Below are 21,925 nucleotides of genomic sequence, written 5' to 3'. Positions count from 1 at the left end.
CGTCGGCGGGGTCTGCGGCCCTTCCGGCACGACCGGGCCCGCAGGTGCGGACCCGGCCGGGACGGTACTGCTGGTGCCGGGGTGCGGCGCGGTGAACGGCCCCGTGGGGCTCACTCACCGCCCTTCTGCACGTAGGACCGCACGAAGTCCTCCGCGTTCTCCTCCAGCACGTCGTCGATCTCGTCGAGGATGGTGTCGACGTCCTCACCGAGCTTCTCGCGGCGCTCCTGACCGGATCCGGACGCGTTCTCCCCGGACTCGTCGTCTCCGTCGCCGCCACCCTGGCGCTTGGTCTGCTCCTGGGACATGACGCCTCCTCCTCGCAGAGTTGCCTGCAGGTTCACCCTACCCACCGGGGGCGACAAAATCGCCTGTTGCGCAGCGGCGTGTGATCCGCTCCCCCCGGCGGGCGGGCTCAGGAGGCGGTGAGCTTGTCGACCAGCTCCTCGGCCGTCGACACCGCCTCGAACAGCTCCCCCACGTGCTTGCGGGTGCCGCGCAGCGGCTCCAGCGTCGGGATCCGGACCAGCGACTCACGCCCCAGGTCGAAGATCACCGAGTCCCACGACGCGGCGGCGACCTCGACCGGGAACCGGCCCATGCAGGTGCCGCGGAAGTAGGCGCGGGTGTCCTCGGGCGGCTCGGTCGTCGCGGCGGCGACCTGCTCCTCGGTGACCAGCCGGCGCATCGACCCGCGGGTGACGAGCCGGTTGTACAGGCCCTTGGCCAGCCGCACGTCGGAGTACTGCAGGTCGACCATCCCGAGCCGGCCCGACGCCCAGGTCAGTCCGTCGCGCTCGCGGTAGGCCTCGAGCAGCTTGAGCTTGGCGGTCCAGTCGAGCCGGTCGGCGGTCAGCATCGGGTCGCGCTCCAGGTCGACCAGCACCGACTCCCACTCCTCGACGACCTCGCGGGTGTCGGGGTCCCACTCCGCACGGCGCGGGGAGACGGTCTGCTCCATGTGCTCGACCGCGCGGGCCAGGTACTCCTGCTGGATCTGCAACGCGGTGAGGTGACGGCCGTCGGCCAGCGGGACGGTCCGCTGCAGCGTCGGGTCGTGGCTGATCCGCGAGACCGACTTCACCGGCTCGGCAAGGCGCAGGTCCTCGAACGAGCGCCCCTTCTCGATCATGTCGAGGACCAGGGCGGTGGTGCCGACCTTGAGCAGCGTCGAGATCTCGGACAGGTTCGCGTCGCCGATGATGACGTGCAGGCGGCGGTACTTGTCGGCGTCGGCATGCGGCTCGTCGCGGGTGTTGATGATGCCGCGCTTGAGCGTGGTCTCCAGGCCGACCTCGACCTCGACGTAGTCCGAGCGCTGGGCGATCTGGTAGCCGGCCTCGTCGCCCTGCTGGCCGAGGCCGACCCGGCCGGCGCCGCAGACGACCTGGCGGGTCACGAAGAACGGGGTGAGACCGGTGACGATCGACGGGAACGTCGTCGTACGGGCCATCAGGTAGTTCTCGTGGGAGCCGTAGCTGGCGCCCTTGCCGTCGACGTTGTTCTTGTACAGCTGCATCCGCGGCGCGCCCGGCACGGTGGCCGCACGGTTCGCCGCCTGCAGCATGATCCGCTCGCCGGCCTTGTCCCAGGTCACGATGTCGCGCGGGGACAGGACCTCGGGTGTGGAGTACTCCGGGTGGGCGTGGTCGACGTAGAACCGGGCGCCGTTGGTGAGGATGACGTTCGCCGCACCGAGGTCGTCGAGGTCGGTGTCGAGCTGCGGCGCCAGCGACGGCGCCGACAGGTCGAACCCCCGGGCGTCGCGCAGCGGCGACTCCACCTCGTAGTCCCAGCGCGCCCGGCGGTTGCGGGGCACGTCCGCCGCGGCGGCGTAGGCCAGCACCACCTGCGTCGAGGTGACGACGGGGTTCGCGGTGGGGTCACCCGGCACGGCGATGCCGTACTCCACCTCGGTGCCCATGATCCGGCGGGCCGTCACGACCGGCCCCCTGCGCGAGAGTGCATTGCACGAGACTAACCGTCCGCGCCCCCACCCGGGGCGCACCGCGGCCCGGCGGGATCATCGTGGCGTGACCGATCCCGCACGTGAGCGCCTGACCGTCTTCGACGCCGGGGGCACGCCCACCGGCGTCGCCGAGCGCGGCGAGGTCTACGCACGCTCGCTGTGGCACGCCACGACGGCGGTCCTGCTCCGCTCCGCCGACGGCACGCGGGCCTACGTGCACCGGCGCACCGACACCAAGCTGGTCATGGCCGGGATGTGGGACTGCCTCGCCGGTGGGGTCCTCGACGAGGGCGAGACCCCCGACGCGGGCGCCGCCCGCGAGCTGGGCGAGGAGCTCGGCGTCACCGGCGTGCCGCTGGAGAAGCTGGCCGTGGTCCCCTTCGACGCCGCGGCGCTGGGCGTCGACACCGGGCCCGGCACCGGCCCGAACGGGCTGCGGGCCCACGTGCACGTCTACCGCGCCTTCTCCGACGGCCCGGTGACCCACCAGCCCTCGGAGGTGGCCGAGGGCGGCTGGTGGACCCTCGACGAGCTGACGGCCCGGATCGGCGCGCCGGACCGGCCCTGGGTCCCCGACGGCCTGTACGTCACCCGCCTGCTGCTGGCCGACCTCGTCCGTTAAGGTCCTCGGGCCAGCGCGTTTACCAGTGGGTAACATATGTCACCCACACCGGTACCCGACCCGGTCGACACCGGGCGGGTCGCGCGACGCCACCCCGGGAAGGGCCCAGCGTGGGGCCTCCCCGACGGACCACCACGCCCACCACGCGACAGTTCCAGGAGTCACCCATGGTCAGCATCTCGGTCTCGGCCCGTTCCCTCGCCGCCGCCAGGCTGATCGATCCCGACGTCAACACCGCCGCCGTGCAGGCCGCGGTGGAGGCGGCGCTGGCCGCCGAGCGCCACGAGCAGCGCGCCGCCGCGGGCTCCACCACGCGTCGCGAGCACACCGCCCGCCGCGAGCCGGACTCCCGGAGCTCCTGACCCCCGCCACGACGACGGGCCCGCACCCCGGGTGGGATGCGGGCCCGTCGCGGCCGCGATCAGAAGTTGATCATGTGGCCGGCCAGGCCGTGGATCGCCTCCTGCAGGCACTCCGACAGGGTCGGGTGCGCGTGCACGTTGCGCGCCATCTCGTGGACGGTCAGGTCCCACTTCTGGGCCAGGGTGAGTTCGGGCAGCAGCTCGGTCGCCTCCGCGCCGATGATGTGCCCGCCCAGCAGCTCGCCGTAGGTGTCGTCGGCGATCAGCTTGACGAAGCCGGCGGGCTCGGCCATGCCGTGCGCCTTGCCGTTCGCGGTGAACGGGAAGGTCGCGGTGTTGACCTTCCAGCCGCGCTCGTCGGCCAGCTCGCGGGCCTCGGCCTCGGTGTAGCCGAACGACGCGACCTGCGGGTTGCAGAAGGTCGCGCGCGGCATCATCTTGTAGTTCAGCTCCTGGGTCTCGGCGCCCGCCAGGGTCTCGGCGGCGACGATGCCCTGCGCCTCGGCGACGTGGGCGAGCATGAGCTTCGCGGTGACGTCACCGATCGCGTAGACGTGCTCCACGCTGGTGCGCATGTAGTCGTCGATCTCGATGGCGCCGCGCTCGGTGAGGTTCACATCGAGCTTGTCCAGGCCGTAGCCGTCGACCCGCGGCGCGAAGCCGATCGCCTGCACGACCTTGTCCGCACGCAGCTCCTCGCTGCCCTTGGACGACGAGACCGAGACGGTGACGCCCTTGCCGTCGTCGGTGATGGACTCGACCTTGGTCGAGGTCCGCACCGTGACGCCGAGCTTCTTGTAGGCCTTCGCCAGCTCCTTGGACACGTCCGCGTCCTCGAGCGGGAGCAGGCGGTCGAGGTACTCGACGATGGTGACGTCGACGCCGTAGTTGGCCAGCACGAACGCGAACTCGACGCCGATCGCACCGGCGCCGGCGATGATCACGCTCTCCGGCAGCTCGCGGGTGAGGATCTGCTCCTCGTAGGTCACGACGCGGTCGGACAGCTCGGTGCCCGGCAGCAGCTTGACCGTGGATCCCGCGGCGATGATCACGTCGTCGTAGGTGACGGTCTCGTTGCCGCCCTTCGACAGCTCGACCTCGATCTCGCCCGGCTCGGTGAACCGGCCGAACCCGTCGAACTCGGTGATCTTGTTCTTCTTCATCAGGAAGTGCACGCCCTTGACGCGCCCGTCCGCGACCGAACGGCTGCGGTCGAAGGCGGCGCCGAAGTCGAGCGACACCTCACCGGACAGACCGAAGGTCTTCTGCTCCTTGGTGACGATGTGGGCGATCTCGGCGTTGCGCAGCAGCGCCTTGGAGGGGATGCAGCCCACGTTGAGACAGACACCGCCCCAGTACTTCTCCTCGATCACCGCCACACTGCGGCCGAGCTGGGCAGCACGGATGGCCGCCACGTATCCACCGGGTCCGGCTCCGAGTACGACGACGTCGAAATGAGGCATGTGCCCAGCCTAGGACGCCTGGGCCGGGTCCGGGCCGTCCGGTCCCGAGTCCCCGGTCACCGGCCACTGCCCGCTCCCGGACAGATGCGCCACGACCGCCTCGCACGCCTCACGCAGCCCCGCCTGCTGGGCCGGGGTCAGGCCGTCGAACACCGCCTCGCGCACGCTCTCGACGTGGTCCGGCGCCGCCGCGGCCAGCACCTCGAACCCGCGGTCGGTGAGCCGGGCGAGCTGACCCCTCCGATCGGTGGGGCACGACCGCCGCTCGACCCAGCCGGCCTCCTCCATCCGGGCCACCGCGTGCGAGACCCGGCTGCGCGAGGACAGCGCGCAGTCGGCCAGTGCACTCATCCGCAGCGTGCGCTCGGGGGCCTCGGAGAGCCGGACCAGGATCTCGTAGTACGCCTGGGGCATCCCGGCCCCGGACTGCAGCCGTCGCTCGACCTTGTCCGACACCAGCCGCTGCGCGGCGAGGAACGCCCGCCACGTCCGCTGTTCCTCGTCGTCGAGCCAGCGCGTGTGACCCACAGCACCCTCCGAAACATTTGAGCGTCGCCCTCGTTATCCTTAGTATCGCTCTCAACAAGTGAAAGTTCAACCATCTCGCGAGGAGACACCATGACCACCGCCACCACGATCCCCGGTTACGTCGTCGGCACCTGGGACATCGACGCGGCGCACTCCGACGTCTCGTTCTCCGTCCGTCACATGATGGTCAGCAAGGTCCGCGGGCGCTTCACCGGCGTCGCGGGCGAGCTCGTCACCGCGGAGAGGTTCGAGGACTCCTCCGTCACCGCGACCGTCGACGCCACCTCCCTCACCACCGGCCAGGACCAGCGCGACGGCCACATCCGCTCCGCCGACTTCTTCGACGTCGAGAAGTACCCGGAGTGGACCTTCCGGTCCACCGGCATCGCCGCGAAGGGTGACGACCACGTCCTCACCGGCGACCTCACGATCAAGGGCGTGACCAAGCCGGTCGAGTTCGACCTCGAGCTCAACGGCTTCGGCCCGGACGCGTGGGGCGGCACCCGCTCCGGCTTCACCGCCACGACCACCATCAAGCGCTCGGAGTTCGGTGTCGACATCGAGCTGCCGATGGACGGCGGCGGCGTCGTCGTCAGCGAGAAGGTGAACGTGCAGCTGGAGATCGAGGCGGTCCTGCGCGCCTCCTGACCCCGCGCACGCGGCCACGGCCCCGGACCGGCGACGCCCGGTACCGGGGCCGTCCCGCGTCCGTAGGCTGTCGCGGTGCGCAGCTACGCCGAGACGCCCCCCGCCGGGCCGCTGCGCGCGGTCGTCGAGGTGGCCTGGCGGGCGCACGCCGGTACCGCGCCGCACACCCAGCGGGTGCTCCCCGACGGCTGCATGGACCTGCTCCTGGCCGGTGACGACGTGCTCGTCGCGGGCCCCGACACCACGGCGCACCTCGCCGGCTCGCCCGCGGGCGGGGTGGCCACCGGCCTGCGCTTCCGCCCCGGCGCCCTCCCGGCCCTGCTGGGCGTCCCGGCCGACGCGCTGCGCGACCGCCGGGTCCCGCTCTCCGACGTGCTCGACCCCGGTCGGCGCCGGCTGCTCCGTTCCGCCCCGTCCGGCAGCGGCGACGGCACCGGTGACGCCGCGTGGCTCGCCCGGCTGGCCCTCGCCCTGCACGCGGCGGCGGGGGACGACCGGACGACCGCCCCGCTCCCCCACCCCGCGCTGCGCGCCCTGGCCGGGGGCATGGCCGCCGCGGAGCTGGCCGACCGGCTCGGCGTCACCGGACGCACCCTGCACCGGCGCTGCGTCGCCACGCTCGGGTACGGACCGGCCGTCGCACGGCGGGTGCTGCGCTTCCGCGCCGCGGCCGCGCTGCTGTACGACGGGCTCGCCCCGGCCGCGGTCGCCGCCCGGACCGGCTACGCCGACCAGCCGCACCTGTCCCGCGAGGTCCGCGCCCTCGCCGGTGTGTCACCGGCCTCGCTCGCACCTCGCACGGGTTCCCCCGACCTCGCAGCCGCTGCAGGGTCTGCGAGGTCGGGGGAAGGTGTGCGGGGTCAGGTCCAGGCGAACAGGTCCAGCGACGAGCCGTCGGGGTCGGCGACGGTGGCGTAGCGCTGCCCCCACGGCGCGTCGAACGGGTCCAGCACCGAGGTGTGCCCGACCGCGGTGACCCGGCGCCAGGCGTCGTCGACCGCCTCCGCGGTGGGCAGCCGGAACGCCAGCCCGACCCGGCCGTGGCCGTCCGGGGCGACGCCCGGGTGGAAGCCCTCCACCATCGACTGCAGGTCCAGGGCCAGACGCAGGCCGCCGCGCAGCGTGGTCTCCACGTGCGCCTCGGCCTCGGAGCCCTCGGGGAACTCCAGCCCCAGCAGGCGGTAGAAGGCCAGCGAACGGGTCATGTCGGTGACCACGATGCCGATCATGTCGAGCTCGGCGCCGATCGAGGTGTCCATGCCCACGACGCTAGGCCGCGGGCGGCCCGGCGTCGTGAACGGATCGGACAGGGGTCAGCGCTTGCCGCGGAAGCGGCGCAGCACGTCCTGCGCCCGCTGCCGGTTGCGCGGGTCGCTCGCCATGCGCTTGGCCTGGTCGCCGTAGCGACGTCCCTGCGGGCTCTTCAGGAATGCGCTGATGCGCCCGATGATGCTCGCCATGACGACCTCCGTGGTGGCGGGCCGCGGCACGGACGTGCACGGCTCCGTACCCAGGATGCCCGTTTCGTCCCGAGATCATTCCATCGGGTCGCCGTACACACGACGGGCCCCGCCGCGGGATGCGGCGGGGCCCGTCGGGCGTGAAGCGTGTCTACAGGTACTGGCCGGTGTTCGACGCGGTGTCGATCGCGCGGCCGGTGGCGTCGTTCTTGCCGGTGACCAGGGTGCGGATGTAGACGATCCGCTCCCCCTTCTTGCCCGAGATCCGCGCCCAGTCGTCGGGGTTGGTCGTGTTCGGGAGGTCCTCGTTCTCGGCGAACTCGTCGACGATCGCGTCGAGCAGGTGCTGGACCCGCAGGCCCGGCTGACCGGACTCGAGCACCGCCTTGATCGCGGACTTCTTACCCCGGTCCACGATGTTCTGGATCATCGCGCCGGAGTTGAAGTCCTTGAAGTAGAGCGTCTCCTTGTCACCGTTGGCGTAGGTGACCTCCAGGAACCGGTTCTCCTCGGACTCGTCGTACATCCGCTCGGTGATCCGCTGGATCATCGCGGTGGTGCACGCCGTGCGGTCGCCGCCGAACTCGGCCAGGTCGTCCTCGTGGATGGGCAGGGTGTCGGTGATGTACTTGGAGAAGATGTCGATCGCGCCCTCGGCGTCCGGGCGCTCGATCTTGATCTTCACGTCGAGCCGGCCCGGCCGCAGGATCGCCGGGTCGATCATGTCCTCTCGGTTCGACGCACCGATGACGATCACGTTCTCCAGGCCCTCGACGCCGTCGATCTCGGCGAGGAGCTGGGGGACGATCGTCGTCTCCACGTCGGAGGACACACCCGAGCCACGGGTCCGGAAGATCGAGTCCATCTCGTCGAAGAACACGATCACCGGGGTGCCGGCGCTCGCCTTCTCCCGCGCGCGCTGGAAGATCAGCCGGATGTGCCGCTCGGTCTCGCCGACGAACTTGTTGAGCAGCTCGGGGCCCTTGATGTTGAGGAAGAACGCGCGCCCCTCGTCCGGGTCGTCGCCCCGCTGCCGGGCGATCTTCTTCGCCAGCGAGTTCGCGACGGCCTTCGCGATGAGCGTCTTCCCGCAGCCGGGCGGCCCGTAGAGCAGCACACCCTTGGGCGGGCGCAGCTCGTACTGGGTGAACAGCTCGGTGTGCAGGAACGGCAGCTCGACCGCGTCCTGGATCTGCTCGATCTGCCGGGACAGGCCACCGATGTCGGAGTAGGCGATGTCCGGGACCTCCTCGAGCACGAGGTCCTCGACCTCGGCCTTGGCGACCCGCTCGTAGGCGTAGCCCGCCCGCGAGTCGACCATGACCGAGTCGCCGGACTTGAGCGGGCTGGTGCCCTCCTCCTGTCCGAGCTCGAACAGCGGCGCCGCCAGCCAGACGACCCGCTCCTCGTCGGAGTGGCCGACGACCAGGCCGCGACCGGCCGAGCCGTCCGCACCCGGACGGGAGATGATCTCCCGCAGCGAGTAGAGGTCCCCGACCTGCTCGAAGCCCATGGCCTCGACCACGGTGAGTGCCTCGTTGAGCCGGACGGACTGGCCGCTGCGCAGCGTCTCGCCCTCGACCGCCGGGGACACGGGCACCCGCATCCGGCGGCCGGAGGTGAAGACGTCGACCGTGTCGTCGTCGTACCGGCCGAGGAAGACCCCGTAGCCGGACGGCGGCTGCGCGAGCCGGTCCACCTCCTCGCGGAGCGCGACCAGCTGGCCGCGTGCCTCCTTGAGGGTCTCGGTCAACTTCTCGTTCCGAGCGTTGAGCGCGGAGAGCCGGCTCGCGGTCTCGGCGAGACGCTGTTCCAGCACTCGGGCGTGCCGGGGCGACTCGGTCAGCCGTTGACGCAGCGTGGAGATCTCGTGCTCGAGGTGACGGATGTGCTCGGCGGCCTCAGCGGGGCTGAGGTCGCGGTCAGACTGGAAACCCTGGTTGCCGGGACCGTCGTCGTAGGGGTGGTTCACGGCAGCCTCCCTCCGTGTTCCGTCTCACCACGGTACCCGTGACGGGTGACCGCGACGGTGCGTCGAACCGGTGATCCGGGCCTCAGCCGGTCGGCACCATGTGGTCACTCTGCGGCTTCACGGGCGTCACCGCCACGTCCACACGGAGGGTAGTTCGTAACGTTCTCGTTCCGCGCTCGGGCGCGTCCCGGTCGTGATCCGGTCGAAACCGGACGGAATGCCCAGGTCAGCGGCCGGTCGGCCGCCGCTGCTGGCGGGGCGGTGTGACGCCGTCGGCGAGCCGCCGGGTGGTCAGCAGGAAGGCCGTGTGGGCGATCATCCGATGCTCCGGACGGACGGCCAGACCCACCACGTGCCAGGGGCGGACCATCGCCTCCCAGGACTCGGGCTCGGTCCAGCACTGCATCTCGCGCAGCGCCTCGGTGAGCACCGACAGCTGGGTGGTGGTCGCGACGTAGCCGACGAGGATCCCGCCCGGGACCAGGCAGTCGCGGACGGTGTCGAGCACGTCCCACGGCGACAGCATGTCCAGCACGACCCGGTCGACCTCGCCGCGGTGCTGCCTGACGTCACCGACGGTCAGCTCCCAGTGCGGGGGCCGGTGGCCGAAGAAGGTCTCGACGTTGGTGACCGCGTGCGGGGCGTGGTCGTCGCGGACCTCGTAGGAGATCACCGTGCCGGTCGGCCCGACGGCCTGCAGCAGCGAGCAGGTCAGCGCGCCGGATCCGGCGCCGGCCTCCAGCACCCGCGCGCCGGGGAACACGTCGCCCCACATGAGGATCTGCGCGGAGTCCTTGGGGTAGATCACCTGGGCGCCGCGCGGCATCGACAGCACGTAGTCGGCCAGGCGGGGGCGCAGGGTCAGGTACGGCGTGTTCGCCGCCGAGTGCACGAGCCCGCCCTCGGGCGAGCCGATGATGTCGTCGTGGTCGATCTGGCCGCGGTGGGTGTGGTAGGACCCGCCGGCCTGCAGGACGACGGTGTAGCGGCGCCCCTTGGGATCGGTGAGCTGCACCCGGTCGCCCTCGCGGAACGGCCCGCCGCGGCGCGGGGGCACCCAGGTGGCCGGCTCGGGCTCGGCCGCCCCGGTGTCGGCCGCCCGGGTGTCGGTGGACCCGGTGTCGGTGGACCCGGTGTCGGTGGACCCGGTGTCGGTGGACCCGGTGTCGGTGGACCCGGTGTCGGCAGGCTGGTGGGCGGAGGGGTCGGTGTCGACGAGCTCCGCGTCGACGGGCTCCTCTGCCTGCGGGGTGTCGAGGGGCGCGGACTCGGTCGGCGCGTCGGGCGTCGGGGCGTCGTGCACGGGCGACGACGCTATCCGCGCGCACCCCCGGCCCCGACGCCGGGGCACGTGGCTCCCCCGGGGCGCCCGGAACCGTCGGGGGTCGCGGCTAGCCTGCCGCCATGACCGCAGCCCCCGCCGACGAGCCCGGCCCGGCCCCGGCCGCACCGGGCCCCGCGGTCATCCCCCCGCCCGTCGCGGCACCGCCGCGGCCGCCCGCGCTGTCGCCGTCGCGGGCGGCGGACTTCCGCCGCTGCCCGCTGCTCTACCGGTTCCGCGCGGTCGACCGGCTGCCCGAGCCGCCGTCGCGGGCGCAGGTCCGCGGCACCCTGGTGCACGCCGTGCTGGAGCAGCTGTTCGCCCGGGACCCGGCGGACCGCACCCCCGGGGCCGCCCGGGAGCTGCTCGGCCCCTGCTGGGACGACCTCGCCGCAGCCGAGCCCGCCGTGGCCGCGCTGTTCACCGGCCCGGAGGACCCGCAGCTCGCGCTCTGGCTGGACTCGGCGTCGGCGCTGCTCGACCGCTACTTCGCGCTGGAGGACCCGGCCGGCGTCACCGCGACGGCGGTGGAGGCCCGCATCGAGGCGACCCTGCCCGGCGCCGGCGGAGCGGCACCGGTCCCGCTGCGCGGCATCCTGGACCGGCTCGACGACGGCCCCGACGGGCTGCGGGTGGTCGATTACAAGACCGGCGCGACGCCCGGCGAGGGCTACGAGTCCGGCGTGCTGTTCCAGCTCAAGTTCTACGCACTGGCCGTCCTGCTGACCCACGGCCGTGTCCCCGACGAGCTGCGCCTGCTCTACCTGGCCGACGGCACCGCCCTGACCTACCGGCCCGATGCCGAGGAGCTCACCCGCTTCGGGCGCCTGCTCGGGGCGGTGTGGACCGCCATCCGGCTCGCCGCCCCCACCGGGGACTTCCGGCCCCGCACCGGCCCGGCCTGCCGGACCTGCGACCACAAGGCCCACTGCCCCGCCTGGGGCGGCACTCCCCCGCCGTACCCCGGCTGGCCGGGCGGCGCGGCATGATCGACGGGTGAGCGCACCGCCCCCGATCCCGCCCGGCCCGTTCTACCTGCCCCGCGGCGAGCACACCGCCGACGGCGTCACCCACGCCGCGTTCGAGGCGACGCCGTCGACGACCGGCCCGTGGTTCGCCGACGCCCAGCACATGGGCCCGCCCTCGGCGCTGCTGGTCCGCGCCCTCGAACGGCTGCCCGAGTCCCGCCCCGGCGGCGCCGAGGCCGGGTGGCGGATCGCCCGCGTCACCGTCGAGGTGCTCGGAGCGGTGCCCGCCGGGCCGGTCACGGTCACCGCGGGCGTCGAGCGGCCCGGGCGGACGATCGAGCTGCTGTCGGCGACGATGCGCGCCGGTGACCGGGACGTGCTCCGGGCCCGGGCCTGGCGGCTCGCCGCGTCCGACACCGCCGTCGTCGCGCAGGGGCAGGCCGCCGCGCTGCCCGGGCGGGACGCCGCCGTCGTGCGCACCGAGCGGCCGGACGGCTGGCTGCCCGGGTTCCTCGACGCGATCGAGTGGGCCTGGCTCGACGCCGGCCGCCTCGGCGACGAGGGCCCGGGGCGCGGCTGGATCCGGATGCGGGTCCCGCTCGTCGAGGGCGAGGAGCCGAGCCCGGCGCAGCGGCTGATGGTCGCCGCGGACTGTGCGAACGGGCTCGCGGCGCCGCTGGACGTGACGCGCTGGCTGTTCGTCAACACCGAGCTGACGGTGCACCTGCACCGGGCCCCGGCCGGCGAGTGGATCGGGGTGGACGCGGCGACGGTGATCGGCCCGGACGGGCTCGGCACCTGCTCGGCCACCCTGTTCGACGACGACGGGCACACCGGCCGGATCGCCCAGGCGCTGACCGTCCGGGCCCGCTAGGACTCCCGCAGCACGACGGCGGCCCGCCACCGGAGTCACCGGGGGCGGGCCGCTGTGGGGGGAACGGACGTCGGACGGGGTGGGCTCAGTGGCCGTGGCCGTTGACCGTCATCGCGCGGCAGGACCGGATCTCCGAGGTGAGGATCGCGGTGGCCCCGATGTCGGCCAGCTTGTCCATCACGCGGTTGGTGTCCTTGGTGCGCACCATCGTGCGGACCGCGACCCAGCCCTTCTTCGACAGCGGCGAGACCGTCGGCGCCTGCAGGCCCGGCGCGACCTTCTCCACGGCCTCCAGCAGCCCCTCCGGGCAGTCGAAGTCCATCATCAGGTACTCGCGGGCCACGACGACGCCCTGCAGCCGGTCGGCGAAGACCTTCTTCAGGCGGGTGGTCTCGGCGTCCTCGGCGCGGTCGTGGCGCTTCTCCCGCTCGATGAGCGTGGCCTGCGAGGTGGCGATGGCCTCGCCGATGATCTGCAGACCGTGCTGGCGCAGCGTGCGCCCGGAGGACACGACGTCGGCGATCGCGTCGGCCAGGCCCAGCTGGATGGAGATCTCGACCGCACCGTCGAGCTTCACGATCTCGGCGCCGATCCGCTTGCCGGACAGGTACGAGCGGACCAGGCGGGGGTAGGAGGTCGCGATCTTGCGGCCGTCGAGGTTCTCGATCTTCCAGTCGGCGTCGGCCGGGGCCGCGAAGTGGAACCGCGACTTGCCGAAGCCGAGCGGGATGATCTCCTGGGTCTGGCTGCCCGACTCCTCCATGAGGTCGAAGCCGGTGACGCCCAGGTGCAGGTCACCCTTGCCGACGTAGGTCGCGATGTCCTTGGGCCGCAGGTAGAAGAACTCGATCTCGTTCTCGTCGTCGACCACGCTGAGGTCGCGCGAGTCGGTCCGCTGGCGGTACCCCGCCTCGCGCATCATCGTCGCGGCGGGCTCGGCCAGGGTGCCCTTGTTCGGCAGTGCCACGCGGAGCATTTCCGCTCTCCTGACGGTCGTCGTCGGTGGTGGTGGTGTCGGTGGGTCGGGTCGACCTACAGATGCTTGTACACGTCCTCGAGGGTGAGCCCCCGCTGGAGCATGATCACCTGCAGCCGGTACAGCAGCTGCGAGATCTCCTCCGCGAGCTCGTCGTCGCCCTGGTACTCGGCGGCGATCCAGACCTCACCGGCCTCCTCGAGCACCTTCTTGCCCTGGGCGTGCACCCCGGCGTCCAGCGCGGCGACGGTCCCCGAACCGGCCGGCCGCTCCTGGGCCTTGGCCTGCAGCTCGGCGAACAAGTCGTCGAATGTCTTCACGGGTACCAGTGTGAACGGTGACCCGGGCCGCACGCCGGGCGCATCCGGGGCGGAAAGCCGTGTGGGCGACGGACCGCGCCGGATGGTTCACCCGGAGTGAGCAAGATCGGGTCGGGGTGCCGCTCGTCGCCGCGAACGGCCCGCTCACACCGGCCGCTGGGCCGTTCAGCGGGCCCGGACCTCCGCGAGGACCGCCCCGAGCTCGGCCGGACCGATCCCGGCGAGGGTCTCGCGCAGCACCCGGCGCGGACCGGCGGGCACGTCGAGCTCGCAGGGCACCACCAGCACCGCGCAGCCGGCCCGCTCGGCCGACAGTGCACCCGTCGGCGAGTCCTCCACCGCGACGCAGTCGCCCGGGTCGGCCCCGAGCAGCTGGGCGCCGCGCCGGTAGGGCTCGGGCTGCGGCTTGGGCTCGCGCACCTCGTCGCCGGGCACGACGGCGGTGAAGTGCTCCCGGCCCAGGGTCTCCAGCGCCCGCTCCACCAGCACCCGGATGGTGTTGGTGACGAGCACGGCCGGGATGCCCGCCTCGCGCAGGGCGCCGAGCAGCTCCCGGGCACCGGGACGCCACGGCACGCCGTGGGAGAACAGCTCCCCGGCCCGGTCGTAGAGCCACTCGCCGGTCTCGCGATACTCGTCGGCGGGGATCGTGTCCGGGTCGCGTCCGGCCTCGCGGAAGCAGATCCGCAGCGACGAGTCCAGCGAGCCGCCGACGGACTCCAGCCGGGCCTCGAGGCTCAGCTCCGGAGCACCGAGGTGCTTCATGAGGTCGTTGAGTGCGACCTCCCACACCTTCTCCGAGTCGATCAGCGTGCCGTCCATGTCCAGCAGGACGCCCGCGGGCCGGGTCGTCGTCGGCTCAGGCATCGGGGGTGTACCCCAGGTTCGGGCGCAGCCACTTCTCGACGACGGCGACCTCCACGCCGAGCCGGCCGGCGTAGTCGACGACCTGGTCGAGCCCGATCCGGCCGACGGTGAAGTACCGCGACTCCGGGTGGGCGAACATCATGCCGCTGACCGCGGCCGCCGGGGTCATGGCGAAGGACTCGGTGAGCCCCACGCCGGTCTCCTCGGCACCCAGCAGGTCGAACAGCGGCCGCTTGAGCGTGTGGTCCGGGCAGGCCGGGTAGCCGAACGCGGGCCGGATGCCCCGGAACCGCTCGGCGTGCAGGTCCTCGACGGGCTGGTTCGCGTCGGGCTCGAACCACTCGCGGCGGGCCTGCCGGTGGGCGTACTCGGCGAAGGCCTCGGCGAGGCGGTCGGCCAGGGCCTTCACCATGATCGCCTTGTAGTCGTCGAGCGCGGTCTCGAACTCGGCCGCCATGTCCTCGGCGCCGTGGATGGACACCGCGAACGCGCCGAGGTGGTCCCCGCCGGGCGCCACGTAGTCGACGAGGCTGCGGTTGGCCCGCCCCTGCGGCTTGACCGTCTGCTGGCGCAGCATCGGCAGCCGCACGTCACCGCCGTCGGGCGAGAGCACGACGTCCTCGCCCTCGGCGCGGGCGGGCCAGAAGCCGTAGACGCCGCGAGCGGTGAACCGGTTCTCGGCGATGATCTGGTCGAGCATCGCGTTGGCGTCGTCGTAGAGCTCCTTGGCGACCGGCGAGTTCAGGATCTGCGGGAACTTGCCCTTCAGCTCCCACGCCAGGAACAGGAACTGCCAGTCGATCAGCTCGCGGAGCTCGGCGATCGTCGGCTCGCACGGCCGGACCCCGGTGAACTCCGGGACGGGCAGCTCGCCGAACTCGACGACCTCCCGGTTGGCGACGGCGTCGGCGAAGGGCAGCAGCGGCTTGGCCTGCCGCCCCTCGTGCTGCTCGCGCAGCCGCTGCTGGTCGGCGTCGTTGCGCCGGGACAGGGCCTCGGCGCGGTCGTCGTCGAGCAGGTCGGACACGACCCCGACGACCCGGGAGGCGTCGATGACGTGCAGGACGTCGCCCTGGTACTGCTGGGCGATCTTCACCGCGGTGTGCTGGCGGGAGGTCGTGGCGCCGCCGATGAGCAGTGGCAGCTTCAGGCCGCGCCGCTCCATCTCGGTGGCCACGTTCACCATCTCGTCGAGCGAGGGGGTGATCAGACCGGACAGCCCGACGACGTCGGCGCCCTCGGCGACGGCGGTGTCGAGGATGGTCTGCGCGGGCACCATGACGCCGAGGTCGATGACCTCGTAGCTGTTGCAGCCCAGCACGACGCCGACGATGTTCTTGCCGATGTCGTGCACGTCGCCCTTGACCGTGGCCATGACGACCTTGCCGTGGCCGCGGGCGTCGATCTCGCCGCGGGCCTTGGCCTCCTCCTTCTCCTTCTCCATGAAGGGCTCGAGGTAGGCGACGGCGCGCTTCATCACGCGGGCGGACTTCACGACCTGGGGCAGGAACATCTTGCCGTCGCCGAACAGGTCGCCGACGACCTTCATGCCGTCCATCAGCGGGCCCTCGATGACGTCGAGCGGCCGGGCGGCCTGTGCGCGGGCCTCCTCGGTGTCGGCCTCGACGAAGTCGACGATGCCGTGCACGAGCGCGTGCGACAGGCGGGCGCGGACGTCGTTCTCCCGCCAGGTCAGGTCGACCTTGCGCCGGGTGCCCTCGCCCTTGAACCGGTCCGCGTTCTCCACGAGCCGGTCGGTGGCGTCGGGGCGGCGGTTGAACAGGACGTCCTCGACCATCTCGAGCAGGTCGGCCGGGATGTCCTGGTAGACCGCGAGCTGGCCGGCGTTGACGATGCCCATGTCCAGGCCGGCCTTGATGGCGTGGAACAGGAAGGCCGAGTCCATGGCCTCGCGGACGACGTTGTTGCCGCGGAAGGCGAAGGACAGGTTCGAGACGCCACCGGAGATGTGGGCGCCGGGGCAGCGCTCCTTGATCCGGGGGCAGGCCTCGATGAAGTCCTTCGCGTAGTCGTTGTGCTCCTCCATGCCGGTGGCGATGGCGAGGATGTTCGGATCGAAGATGATGTCGTGCGGGTCGAGCCCGGCCTTCTCGACGAGCAGGTCGTAGGCGCGTCCGCAGATCTCGACCTTGCGGTCGGCGGTGTCGGCCTGACCGGTCTCGTCGAAGGCCATCACCACGACGCCCGCGCCGTAGGCCTTGACCTTGCGGGCCTGCTCCAGGAAGGGCTCCTCGCCCTCCTTGAGGCTGATCGAGTTGACGACGCCCTTGCCCTGCACGCACTGCAGGCCGGCCTCGATCACCGACCACCGCGAGCTGTCGATCATGATCGGCAGCCGGGCGACCTCGGGCTCGGTGGCCAGCAGGTTGAGGAAGGTGCGCATCTCGTCGGCGGACTCGAGCAGGTCGGCGTCCATGTTGACGTCGAGCATGTTCGCGCCGCCGCGGACCATGTCCAGTGCGACGTCGAGCGCGCCGTTGTAGTCCTTGGACTCGATGAGCCGGCGGAACCGCTTGGAGCCGGTGACGTTGGTCCGCTCACCGATCATCACGAAGCCGGTGTCGGGGCCGATCTCGAAGCGCTCCAGGCCGGAGAAGCGGGTGCGCTGCGGGGCCTCGGTCGGCACCCGGGGCGGGAGCCCCTTGACCCGGTCGGCGATGTGCCGGATGTGGTCCGGGCCGGTGCCACAGCAGCCGCCGACGATGTTGACCAGCCCGGACTCGGCGAACTCCTTCAGGAAGTCCGCGGTCTGCGCAGGCGTCTCGTCGTAGCCGCCGAAGGCGTTCGGCAGTCCCGCGTTGGGGTAGGTGGCGACGAACGCGTCGCTGATCTCGGCGAGCGCGACGGCGTGCGGGCGCATCTCGTCGGCGCCCAGCGCACAGTTCAGCCCGACGACGAGCGGCGCGGCGTGGCGCACCGAGGTCCAGAACGCGTCGACGGTCTGCCCGGACAGGGTGCGCCCGGAGCGGTCGACGATGGTCACCGAGATCCACACCGGCAGGTGCGGGGCGACGTCGTGCGCGGCCTGCAGCGCGGCCTTCGAGTTCAGCGTGTCGAAGATGGTCTCGATCAGCAGGACGTCGACGCCGCCCTCGTCGAGCGCGGCGATCTGCCGGGCGTAGGAGTCGTAGACCTGCTCGTAGGACACCGCGCGGTAGGCGGGGTCCTCGACCTTGGGCGACAGCGACAGGGTCACGTTGAGCGGGCCGATCGAGCCGGCCACCCACTTGGGCTCCCCGGTGGCCTTCTCGGCCTCGTCGGCGGCCTCGCGGGCGAGCCTCGCCGCGGCCACGTTCATCTCGTCGACCTTCGACTCGAGACCGTAGTCGGCCTGGCCGATCGTGGTCGCGGTGAAGGTGTTGGTCGTGGTCAGGTCCGCGCCGGCGTCGAAGTAGTTGCGGTGCGCCTGCAGGATCAGGTCCGGACGGGTGAGGTTGAGCAGGTCCGGGTCGCCGTTGGTGTCCTTGTGGTGGCCGTGGAGCCAGTCCGCGGAGTAGTCCGCCGCCGTCAGCCCGAGACCCTGGATGACGGTGCCCCAGGCACCGTCGATCACGCCGATGCGGCGGCCGAGCAGCTCCCGGAGCTGCTCCGTGCGCCGGGCCGCCCGCCGGACCCGCTCGGGGTCGACCGGGTGCAGGGTGCTGTCGTGCGCAGAGGTGCCCACCGAGTGATCCGCTCCCGTCGTAGATGACACGATCCGCCACGGTACCTGGTGGAGGGGGAGGAACCCGGGTTCGCGCCCGCGGGGTCGTAGGCTGGGGTGATGACCGACGGAGAGCCGAGCATCACGGGTGGCGACAGCACGCCGCAGCTGGTCGATCCGGTCCTCATCGCCGCGTTCGAGGGCTGGAACGACGCCGGTGAGGCCGCGAGCACCGCGCTGGAGCACCTCGAGCTCAGCTGGGACGCGAAGCCTCTGACCTCGATCGATCCCGAGGAGTACTACGACTTCCAGGTCACGCGCCCGCACGTCAAGCTCTCCGACGGCGTCACCCGGCGCATCGAATGGCAGACCACCCGGCTGTCGTGGGCCACGCTGCCGGGCACCGACCGGCATGTCGTCCTGGTGAACGGGATCGAACCGAACCTGCGCTGGAAGACGTTCTGCGCGGAGCTGGTGGGCCACGCGGAGCGCCTCGGCGTGACGAAGGTCATCACATTGGGGGCCCTGCTCACCGAGGTCCCGCACACCCGTCCGACGCCGGTGAACGGCACCTCCTGGGACGCGGAGTCGCAGAAGGCGATGGGCACCGAGCCGTCGAACTACGAGGGCCCGACCGGGATCGTCGCGGTCTTCCAGCAGGCCTGCGTGCAGTCCGGCATCCCGGCCGTCTCCTACTGGGCCGAGGTGCCGCACTACGTCTCGCAGGCGCAGGTCCCGAAGGCCGCGGTCGCGCTGCTGCACCGGATCGAGGAGTCCCTCGACGTCGAAGTGCCGCTCGGGGTGCTGCCGGAGAAGGCCGAGGAGTGGGAGCGGACCGTCTCGGAGATGGCCGACGCCGACGACGAGGTCCGCGAGTACGTGCGCCAGCTGGAGGAGCAGGCGTCGGAGTCCGACGACGAGGAGGCGCGCACCGAGCTGCGCGAGACCTCCGGTGACTCGATCGCGGCGGACTTCGAGCGCTACCTGCGCCGCCGCGGCCCCAACTCCTGACCGGCCGCGGCACGTGGTGGCGCTGCGCCGGGCGGCGCTATTCCTGGGCGCCTTCCTCGGGCCCTTCGGCGGTGGCCTGACCGCGGCGATGCTGCCGGAGCTGGGCGCCGACTTCGGCGTCCCGACGGCGACGGCGGCGGTGTCGATCACCGCGTACCTGCTGCCGTTCGCCGGGGTCATGCTCGTCTCGGGCACCCTCGGCGACCGGTGGGGCCGGGGGCGCACCGTCGTGGCCGGGTACGCGCTCTACGTCGTCGCCTCACTGGCCTGCGTGCTGGCGGTGTCCTGGCCGGTCTTCCTGGCCGGGCGGGCGCTGCAGGGCGTCGCGAACGCGTTCACCACCCCCCTGCTGCTGGCGGCGCTGGCCGCCGCGGTGGAGCCGGACCGGCTGGGCCGGGTGCTGGGCTGGTTCGGGTCGCTGCAGGCGGCCGGGCAGACCTCGGCGCCGCTGGTGGGCGGGCTGGCCGCTGAGCTGGACTGGCGGCTGGCCTTCGGCGGGGCCGCCCTGGTGGCGCTCGGGCTGGCCGTGATCGGCATCCCCGGGGGCGCGGGCGCCGCGCCCGCGGGCGCTCCCCCGCGGCTGCGGGCGGCCTGGACCGGTCCGGTGCTGCGGCTCGGGCTGGTCGCCGGGATCGGCTGGGGCTGCCTGGCGGGCCTGAACTTCCTGCTGGCGCTGCGCCTGGAGGAGACCTTCGGCCTGGGGGCGGGCGGGCGGGGGCTGGTGCTGACCGCGCTGGGCGTGGCCGGCATCCTCACCGCCCGGTTGATCGGGGGCGCGGTCGACCGGTTCGGCGCCCGGCGCTGCGTGGTCGCCGGGACCGTCGTCGGCGGGGTGCTCGTCGCGCTGATCGGGCTGGTGCCGGTGCTGGGCGTCGTCGTCGCGCTGTGGGCGCTGGGCGGGGTGTGCGGCCAGCTGATCCTGGTCGGGGTGAACACCCTGGTCCTGGGCGCGAACGGGGGCGGCGGTGCGGTGTCGGTCGTGCAGGCGGTCCGCTTCGCCGGGACGGCCGCGTCGCCGGTGGCGCTGACGCCGGTCTACCACGCGGATCCGGTGCTCGCGTTCCTCGCACCCGCGGTGCTGCTGGCGGCGGGCGCGCCGGCCGTGCTCGCGGCCGACCGGCCGCGCCGCGCCTGAGCCCTCAACCGGCGGCGTGCGCCCGCAGGTCGTCGAGGTCGACCCACTCGAGGGTGCGGGCGTGCGTCGCCTCGAGCACCACCGGCGGTGCGACACCCTCGCGCAGCGCCTCGACCCAGCGGCTCGCGCACAGGCACCACCGGTCCCCCGGCACCAGGCCGGGGAACCCGGACCCCGGGTTCGGGGCGGTCAGGTCGTTGCCCTGCTCGCGGGAGAAGTCGAGGAACTCGCCGGTGACGCGGGCGCAGACGGTGTGCACGCCCGCGTCCTCCCCACCGGTGTCGCAGCATCCGTTGCGGTAGAAGCCGGTGAGCGGATCGGTCCCGCAGGTCTCCAGCTCACCGCCCAGCACGTTGAGGGCCATCCGTGGAGTCTCCCGGCTCCGTGCCCGGCGCGCCGGTCGGGTGCGTGCCGTGTCGGGCCCCGGGGATCCGCGCTCGCCGTGCGGCTACAGGCGCACGCCGAGCAGCGCGTCGAGCGTGGTACGCACCTGCTGCGGGGCACCGGTGTCGGTGCCGCGGCGGGTGAGCGCCTCTTCGGCCCAGGCGTCGACGGCGGCGAGCGCACCGGGGGTGTCGAGGTCGTCGGCGAGGTGGGTCCGCAGCCTCGCGACCACCGCGGTCGCGTCCGGTCCGGCGTCGAGGCCGACGGCCTCGCGCCAGCGGGTGACCCGCCGGTCGCCCTTCGCGTGCACCTCGTCGGTCCAGGACCGGTCGGTGCGGTAGTGCCCGTCGAGCAGGGCGACCCGGATGACGTTCGGGTCGACGCGGGCGTTGCGCAGCTTGGAGACGAAGACCAGGTTGCCCTGGGACTTCGACATCTTCTCGCCGTCGAGGCCGATCATGCCGGTGTGCACGTAGTGCCGGGCGAAGGGGTGCTCACCGGTGAGGGACTCGGTGTGCAGGGCGCCGCACTCGTGGTGCGGGAAGATCAGGTCCGAGCCGCCGCCGTTGAGGTCGATCTGCGGGCCGAGCCGGTTCAGGCCGATCGCGGCGCACTCCACGTGCCAGCCGGGGCGGCCGCGGCCGAGGCCGGAGTCCCAGGCGGGCTCGCCGGGGCGTGCGGTGCGCCACAGCAGCGGGTCGAGCCGGTTGCGCTTGCCCGGCCGGTCCGGGTCGCCGCCGCGCTCGGCGGAGAACCTCAGCATCGTGTCGAGGTCGTAGTTCGACTCGTAGCCGAAGTGCCCGGTGGCGGTCACGTCGTGGTAGACGTCGGGGTACTCCGGGTCGTCGATCCGGTAGGCCGCACCGGCGGCGACGAGCTTCTCGACCAGCTCGGCGATCTCGGGGATCGCCTCGACCGCGCCGACGAACTCCCGCGGCGGCAGTACCCGCAGCGCCTCCATGTCCTCGCGGAACAGGGCGGTCTCGCGCAGGCCCAGCACGATCCAGTCGTCCTGGTCGCGCTCGGCACGCTCCAGCAGCGGCTCGTCGATGTCGGTGACGTTCTGGACGTAGTGCACGTCGTGGCCGAGGTCGCGCCAGTAGCGGTGGACCAGGTCGAAGGTCAGGTAGGTGGCGGCGTGGCCGAGGTGGGTCGCGTCGTAGGGGGTGATCCCGCAGACGTACATCGTCGCGACCGGGCCGGGCGCCGTGGGCCGGACCCGGCCGGTGGCGGTGTCGTGCAGGCGCAGCGGCGGGCCGCTGCCCTCCAGTGCCGGGACGTCGGTCGGGGCCCAGGTCTCCATGCGGTCAAACCTACCTAGCTCTCGGAAGCGGTCACGCATGCGAACGCGCGCGGTCGGTCGCAGATTCCGGGACGGTCC

The 21,925-nt window shown here is 72.6% G+C and carries 22 protein-coding genes; 8 read left to right on the top strand and 14 right to left on the bottom strand.

Annotated elements, in window-relative coordinates; genetic code table 11:
* Nucleotides 1-110: 110 nt before the first annotated feature.
* Both WHI96_RS04330 and dop read right to left on the bottom strand, forming a co-directional pair.
* On the bottom strand, nucleotides 111-308 hold the full coding sequence (locus WHI96_RS04330) for a ubiquitin-like protein Pup (protein ID WP_020626587.1): 198 nt from the start codon (nucleotides 306-308) through the stop codon (nucleotides 111-113).
* Between the two features lie 107 nt (nucleotides 309-415).
* The gene (dop, locus tag WHI96_RS04325) at nucleotides 416-1,924 is read right to left on the bottom strand and encodes a depupylase/deamidase Dop (protein ID WP_345650865.1); all 1,509 of its coding nucleotides are present in this window, start codon (nucleotides 1,922-1,924) and stop codon (nucleotides 416-418) included.
* A gap of 109 nt (nucleotides 1,925-2,033) precedes the next feature.
* On the opposite strand from dop, the gene WHI96_RS04320 reads away from it, so the two are divergent.
* Both WHI96_RS04320 and WHI96_RS04315 read left to right on the top strand, forming a co-directional pair.
* A complete protein-coding gene (locus tag WHI96_RS04320; protein ID WP_345650709.1) occupies nucleotides 2,034-2,591 on the top strand; it encodes an NUDIX hydrolase in 558 nt (185 codons plus the stop codon).
* A 167-nt stretch (nucleotides 2,592-2,758) separates the two neighbouring features.
* Entirely contained in the window at nucleotides 2,759-2,953 is a 195-nt protein-coding gene (locus WHI96_RS04315; protein WP_226357189.1) for a hypothetical protein, read from the top strand.
* Between the two features lie 59 nt (nucleotides 2,954-3,012).
* Here the strand turns inward: WHI96_RS04315 and lpdA are convergent, their stop codons facing one another.
* Together lpdA and WHI96_RS04305 are read right to left on the bottom strand one after the other, a co-directional pair.
* Nucleotides 3,013-4,416: a dihydrolipoyl dehydrogenase gene (lpdA, locus tag WHI96_RS04310; RefSeq protein ID WP_345650705.1), complete on the bottom strand. Its 1,404-nt coding sequence runs from the start codon at nucleotides 4,414-4,416 to the stop codon at nucleotides 3,013-3,015.
* Nucleotides 4,417-4,425: 9 nt separating this feature from the next.
* Nucleotides 4,426-4,944 carry a MarR family winged helix-turn-helix transcriptional regulator gene (locus WHI96_RS04305; RefSeq protein WP_345650702.1) on the bottom strand — a complete coding sequence of 173 codons (519 nt, stop codon included), beginning with the start codon at nucleotides 4,942-4,944 and terminating at the stop codon, nucleotides 4,426-4,428.
* A 90-nt stretch (nucleotides 4,945-5,034) separates the two neighbouring features.
* On the opposite strand from WHI96_RS04305, the gene WHI96_RS04300 reads away from it, so the two are divergent.
* Both WHI96_RS04300 and WHI96_RS04295 read left to right on the top strand, forming a co-directional pair.
* On the top strand, nucleotides 5,035-5,592 hold the full coding sequence (locus WHI96_RS04300) for a YceI family protein (protein WP_345650699.1): 558 nt from the start codon (nucleotides 5,035-5,037) through the stop codon (nucleotides 5,590-5,592).
* 75 nt (nucleotides 5,593-5,667) lie between these two features.
* The gene (locus WHI96_RS04295; protein WP_345650696.1) at nucleotides 5,668-6,510 is read left to right on the top strand and encodes an AraC family transcriptional regulator; all 843 of its coding nucleotides are present in this window, start codon (nucleotides 5,668-5,670) and stop codon (nucleotides 6,508-6,510) included.
* Here the strand turns inward: WHI96_RS04295 and WHI96_RS04290 are convergent.
* The 4 genes from WHI96_RS04290 to WHI96_RS04275 all read right to left on the bottom strand — a co-directional run bounded on the left by WHI96_RS04290 (nucleotide 6,453) and on the right by WHI96_RS04275 (nucleotide 10,081).
* On the bottom strand, nucleotides 6,453-6,851 hold the full coding sequence (locus WHI96_RS04290; RefSeq protein ID WP_345650693.1) for a VOC family protein: 399 nt from the start codon (nucleotides 6,849-6,851) through the stop codon (nucleotides 6,453-6,455). The two genes, WHI96_RS04295 and WHI96_RS04290, sit on opposite strands and share 58 nt — an antisense overlap.
* 54 nt (nucleotides 6,852-6,905) lie before the next feature.
* Nucleotides 6,906-7,052: a hypothetical protein gene (locus WHI96_RS04285; RefSeq protein ID WP_345650691.1), complete on the bottom strand. Its 147-nt coding sequence runs from the start codon at nucleotides 7,050-7,052 to the stop codon at nucleotides 6,906-6,908.
* Nucleotides 7,053-7,203: 151 nt separating this feature from the next.
* Nucleotides 7,204-9,024: a proteasome ATPase gene (gene arc / locus WHI96_RS04280; protein ID WP_345650689.1), complete on the bottom strand. Its 1,821-nt coding sequence runs from the start codon at nucleotides 9,022-9,024 to the stop codon at nucleotides 7,204-7,206.
* A gap of 226 nt (nucleotides 9,025-9,250) precedes the next feature.
* Nucleotides 9,251-10,081: a tRNA (adenine-N1)-methyltransferase gene (locus WHI96_RS04275; RefSeq protein WP_345650862.1), complete on the bottom strand. Its 831-nt coding sequence runs from the start codon at nucleotides 10,079-10,081 to the stop codon at nucleotides 9,251-9,253.
* Between the two features lie 347 nt (nucleotides 10,082-10,428).
* Between WHI96_RS04275 and WHI96_RS04270 the strand changes: the two genes are divergently transcribed.
* The gene (locus WHI96_RS04270) at nucleotides 10,429-11,334 is read left to right on the top strand and encodes a RecB family exonuclease (protein ID WP_345650687.1); all 906 of its coding nucleotides are present in this window, start codon (nucleotides 10,429-10,431) and stop codon (nucleotides 11,332-11,334) included.
* Between the two features lie 7 nt (nucleotides 11,335-11,341).
* Nucleotides 11,342-12,187: a thioesterase family protein gene (locus tag WHI96_RS04265; RefSeq protein ID WP_345650684.1), complete on the top strand. Its 846-nt coding sequence runs from the start codon at nucleotides 11,342-11,344 to the stop codon at nucleotides 12,185-12,187.
* 85 nt (nucleotides 12,188-12,272) lie between these two features.
* Here the strand turns inward: WHI96_RS04265 and hisG are convergent, their stop codons facing one another.
* From hisG to metH, 4 genes are all read right to left on the bottom strand, one after another.
* Nucleotides 12,273-13,163, bottom strand: a complete 891-nt coding sequence (gene hisG / locus WHI96_RS04260) for an ATP phosphoribosyltransferase (protein ID WP_345650682.1) — start codon at nucleotides 13,161-13,163, stop codon at nucleotides 12,273-12,275.
* A gap of 56 nt (nucleotides 13,164-13,219) precedes the next feature.
* On the bottom strand, nucleotides 13,220-13,483 hold the full coding sequence (locus tag WHI96_RS04255) for a phosphoribosyl-ATP diphosphatase (RefSeq protein WP_062395155.1): 264 nt from the start codon (nucleotides 13,481-13,483) through the stop codon (nucleotides 13,220-13,222).
* Between the two features lie 165 nt (nucleotides 13,484-13,648).
* Nucleotides 13,649-14,350 carry an HAD family hydrolase gene (locus WHI96_RS04250; protein ID WP_345650680.1) on the bottom strand — a complete coding sequence of 234 codons (702 nt, stop codon included), beginning with the start codon at nucleotides 14,348-14,350 and terminating at the stop codon, nucleotides 13,649-13,651.
* Nucleotides 14,343-18,008, bottom strand: a complete 3,666-nt coding sequence (gene metH / locus WHI96_RS04245) for a methionine synthase (RefSeq protein ID WP_345650859.1) — start codon at nucleotides 18,006-18,008, stop codon at nucleotides 14,343-14,345. The genes WHI96_RS04250 and metH overlap by 8 nt, the downstream gene beginning before the upstream one ends.
* A gap of 126 nt (nucleotides 18,009-18,134) precedes the next feature.
* Here metH and WHI96_RS04240 point away from each other — a divergent pair, with 126 nt between their 5' ends.
* On the top strand, nucleotides 18,135-19,025 hold the full coding sequence (locus tag WHI96_RS04240) for a PAC2 family protein (RefSeq protein WP_345650678.1): 891 nt from the start codon (nucleotides 18,135-18,137) through the stop codon (nucleotides 19,023-19,025).
* 13 nt (nucleotides 19,026-19,038) lie between these two features.
* Nucleotides 19,039-20,160, top strand: a complete 1,122-nt coding sequence (locus tag WHI96_RS04235; protein WP_345650676.1) for an MFS transporter — start codon at nucleotides 19,039-19,041, stop codon at nucleotides 20,158-20,160.
* Between the two features lie 4 nt (nucleotides 20,161-20,164).
* Here WHI96_RS04235 and WHI96_RS04230 read toward each other — a convergent pair whose 3' ends face one another.
* Together WHI96_RS04230 and mshC are read right to left on the bottom strand one after the other, a co-directional pair.
* Nucleotides 20,165-20,524 carry a DUF2237 family protein gene (locus WHI96_RS04230; protein WP_345650674.1) on the bottom strand — a complete coding sequence of 120 codons (360 nt, stop codon included), beginning with the start codon at nucleotides 20,522-20,524 and terminating at the stop codon, nucleotides 20,165-20,167.
* A gap of 84 nt (nucleotides 20,525-20,608) precedes the next feature.
* The gene (gene mshC, locus WHI96_RS04225; protein WP_345650672.1) at nucleotides 20,609-21,847 is read right to left on the bottom strand and encodes a cysteine--1-D-myo-inosityl 2-amino-2-deoxy-alpha-D-glucopyranoside ligase; all 1,239 of its coding nucleotides are present in this window, start codon (nucleotides 21,845-21,847) and stop codon (nucleotides 20,609-20,611) included.
* Nucleotides 21,848-21,925 lie beyond the last annotated feature (78 nt).

The sequence above is a fragment of the Pseudonocardia tropica genome (assembly GCF_040105315.1).
Taxonomy (GTDB): Bacteria; Actinomycetota; Actinomycetes; order Mycobacteriales; family Pseudonocardiaceae; genus Pseudonocardia; species Pseudonocardia alni.
The sequence above is the reverse complement of the archived record's forward strand: the minus strand, read 5'-3'. Positions and strand labels throughout refer to the sequence as shown.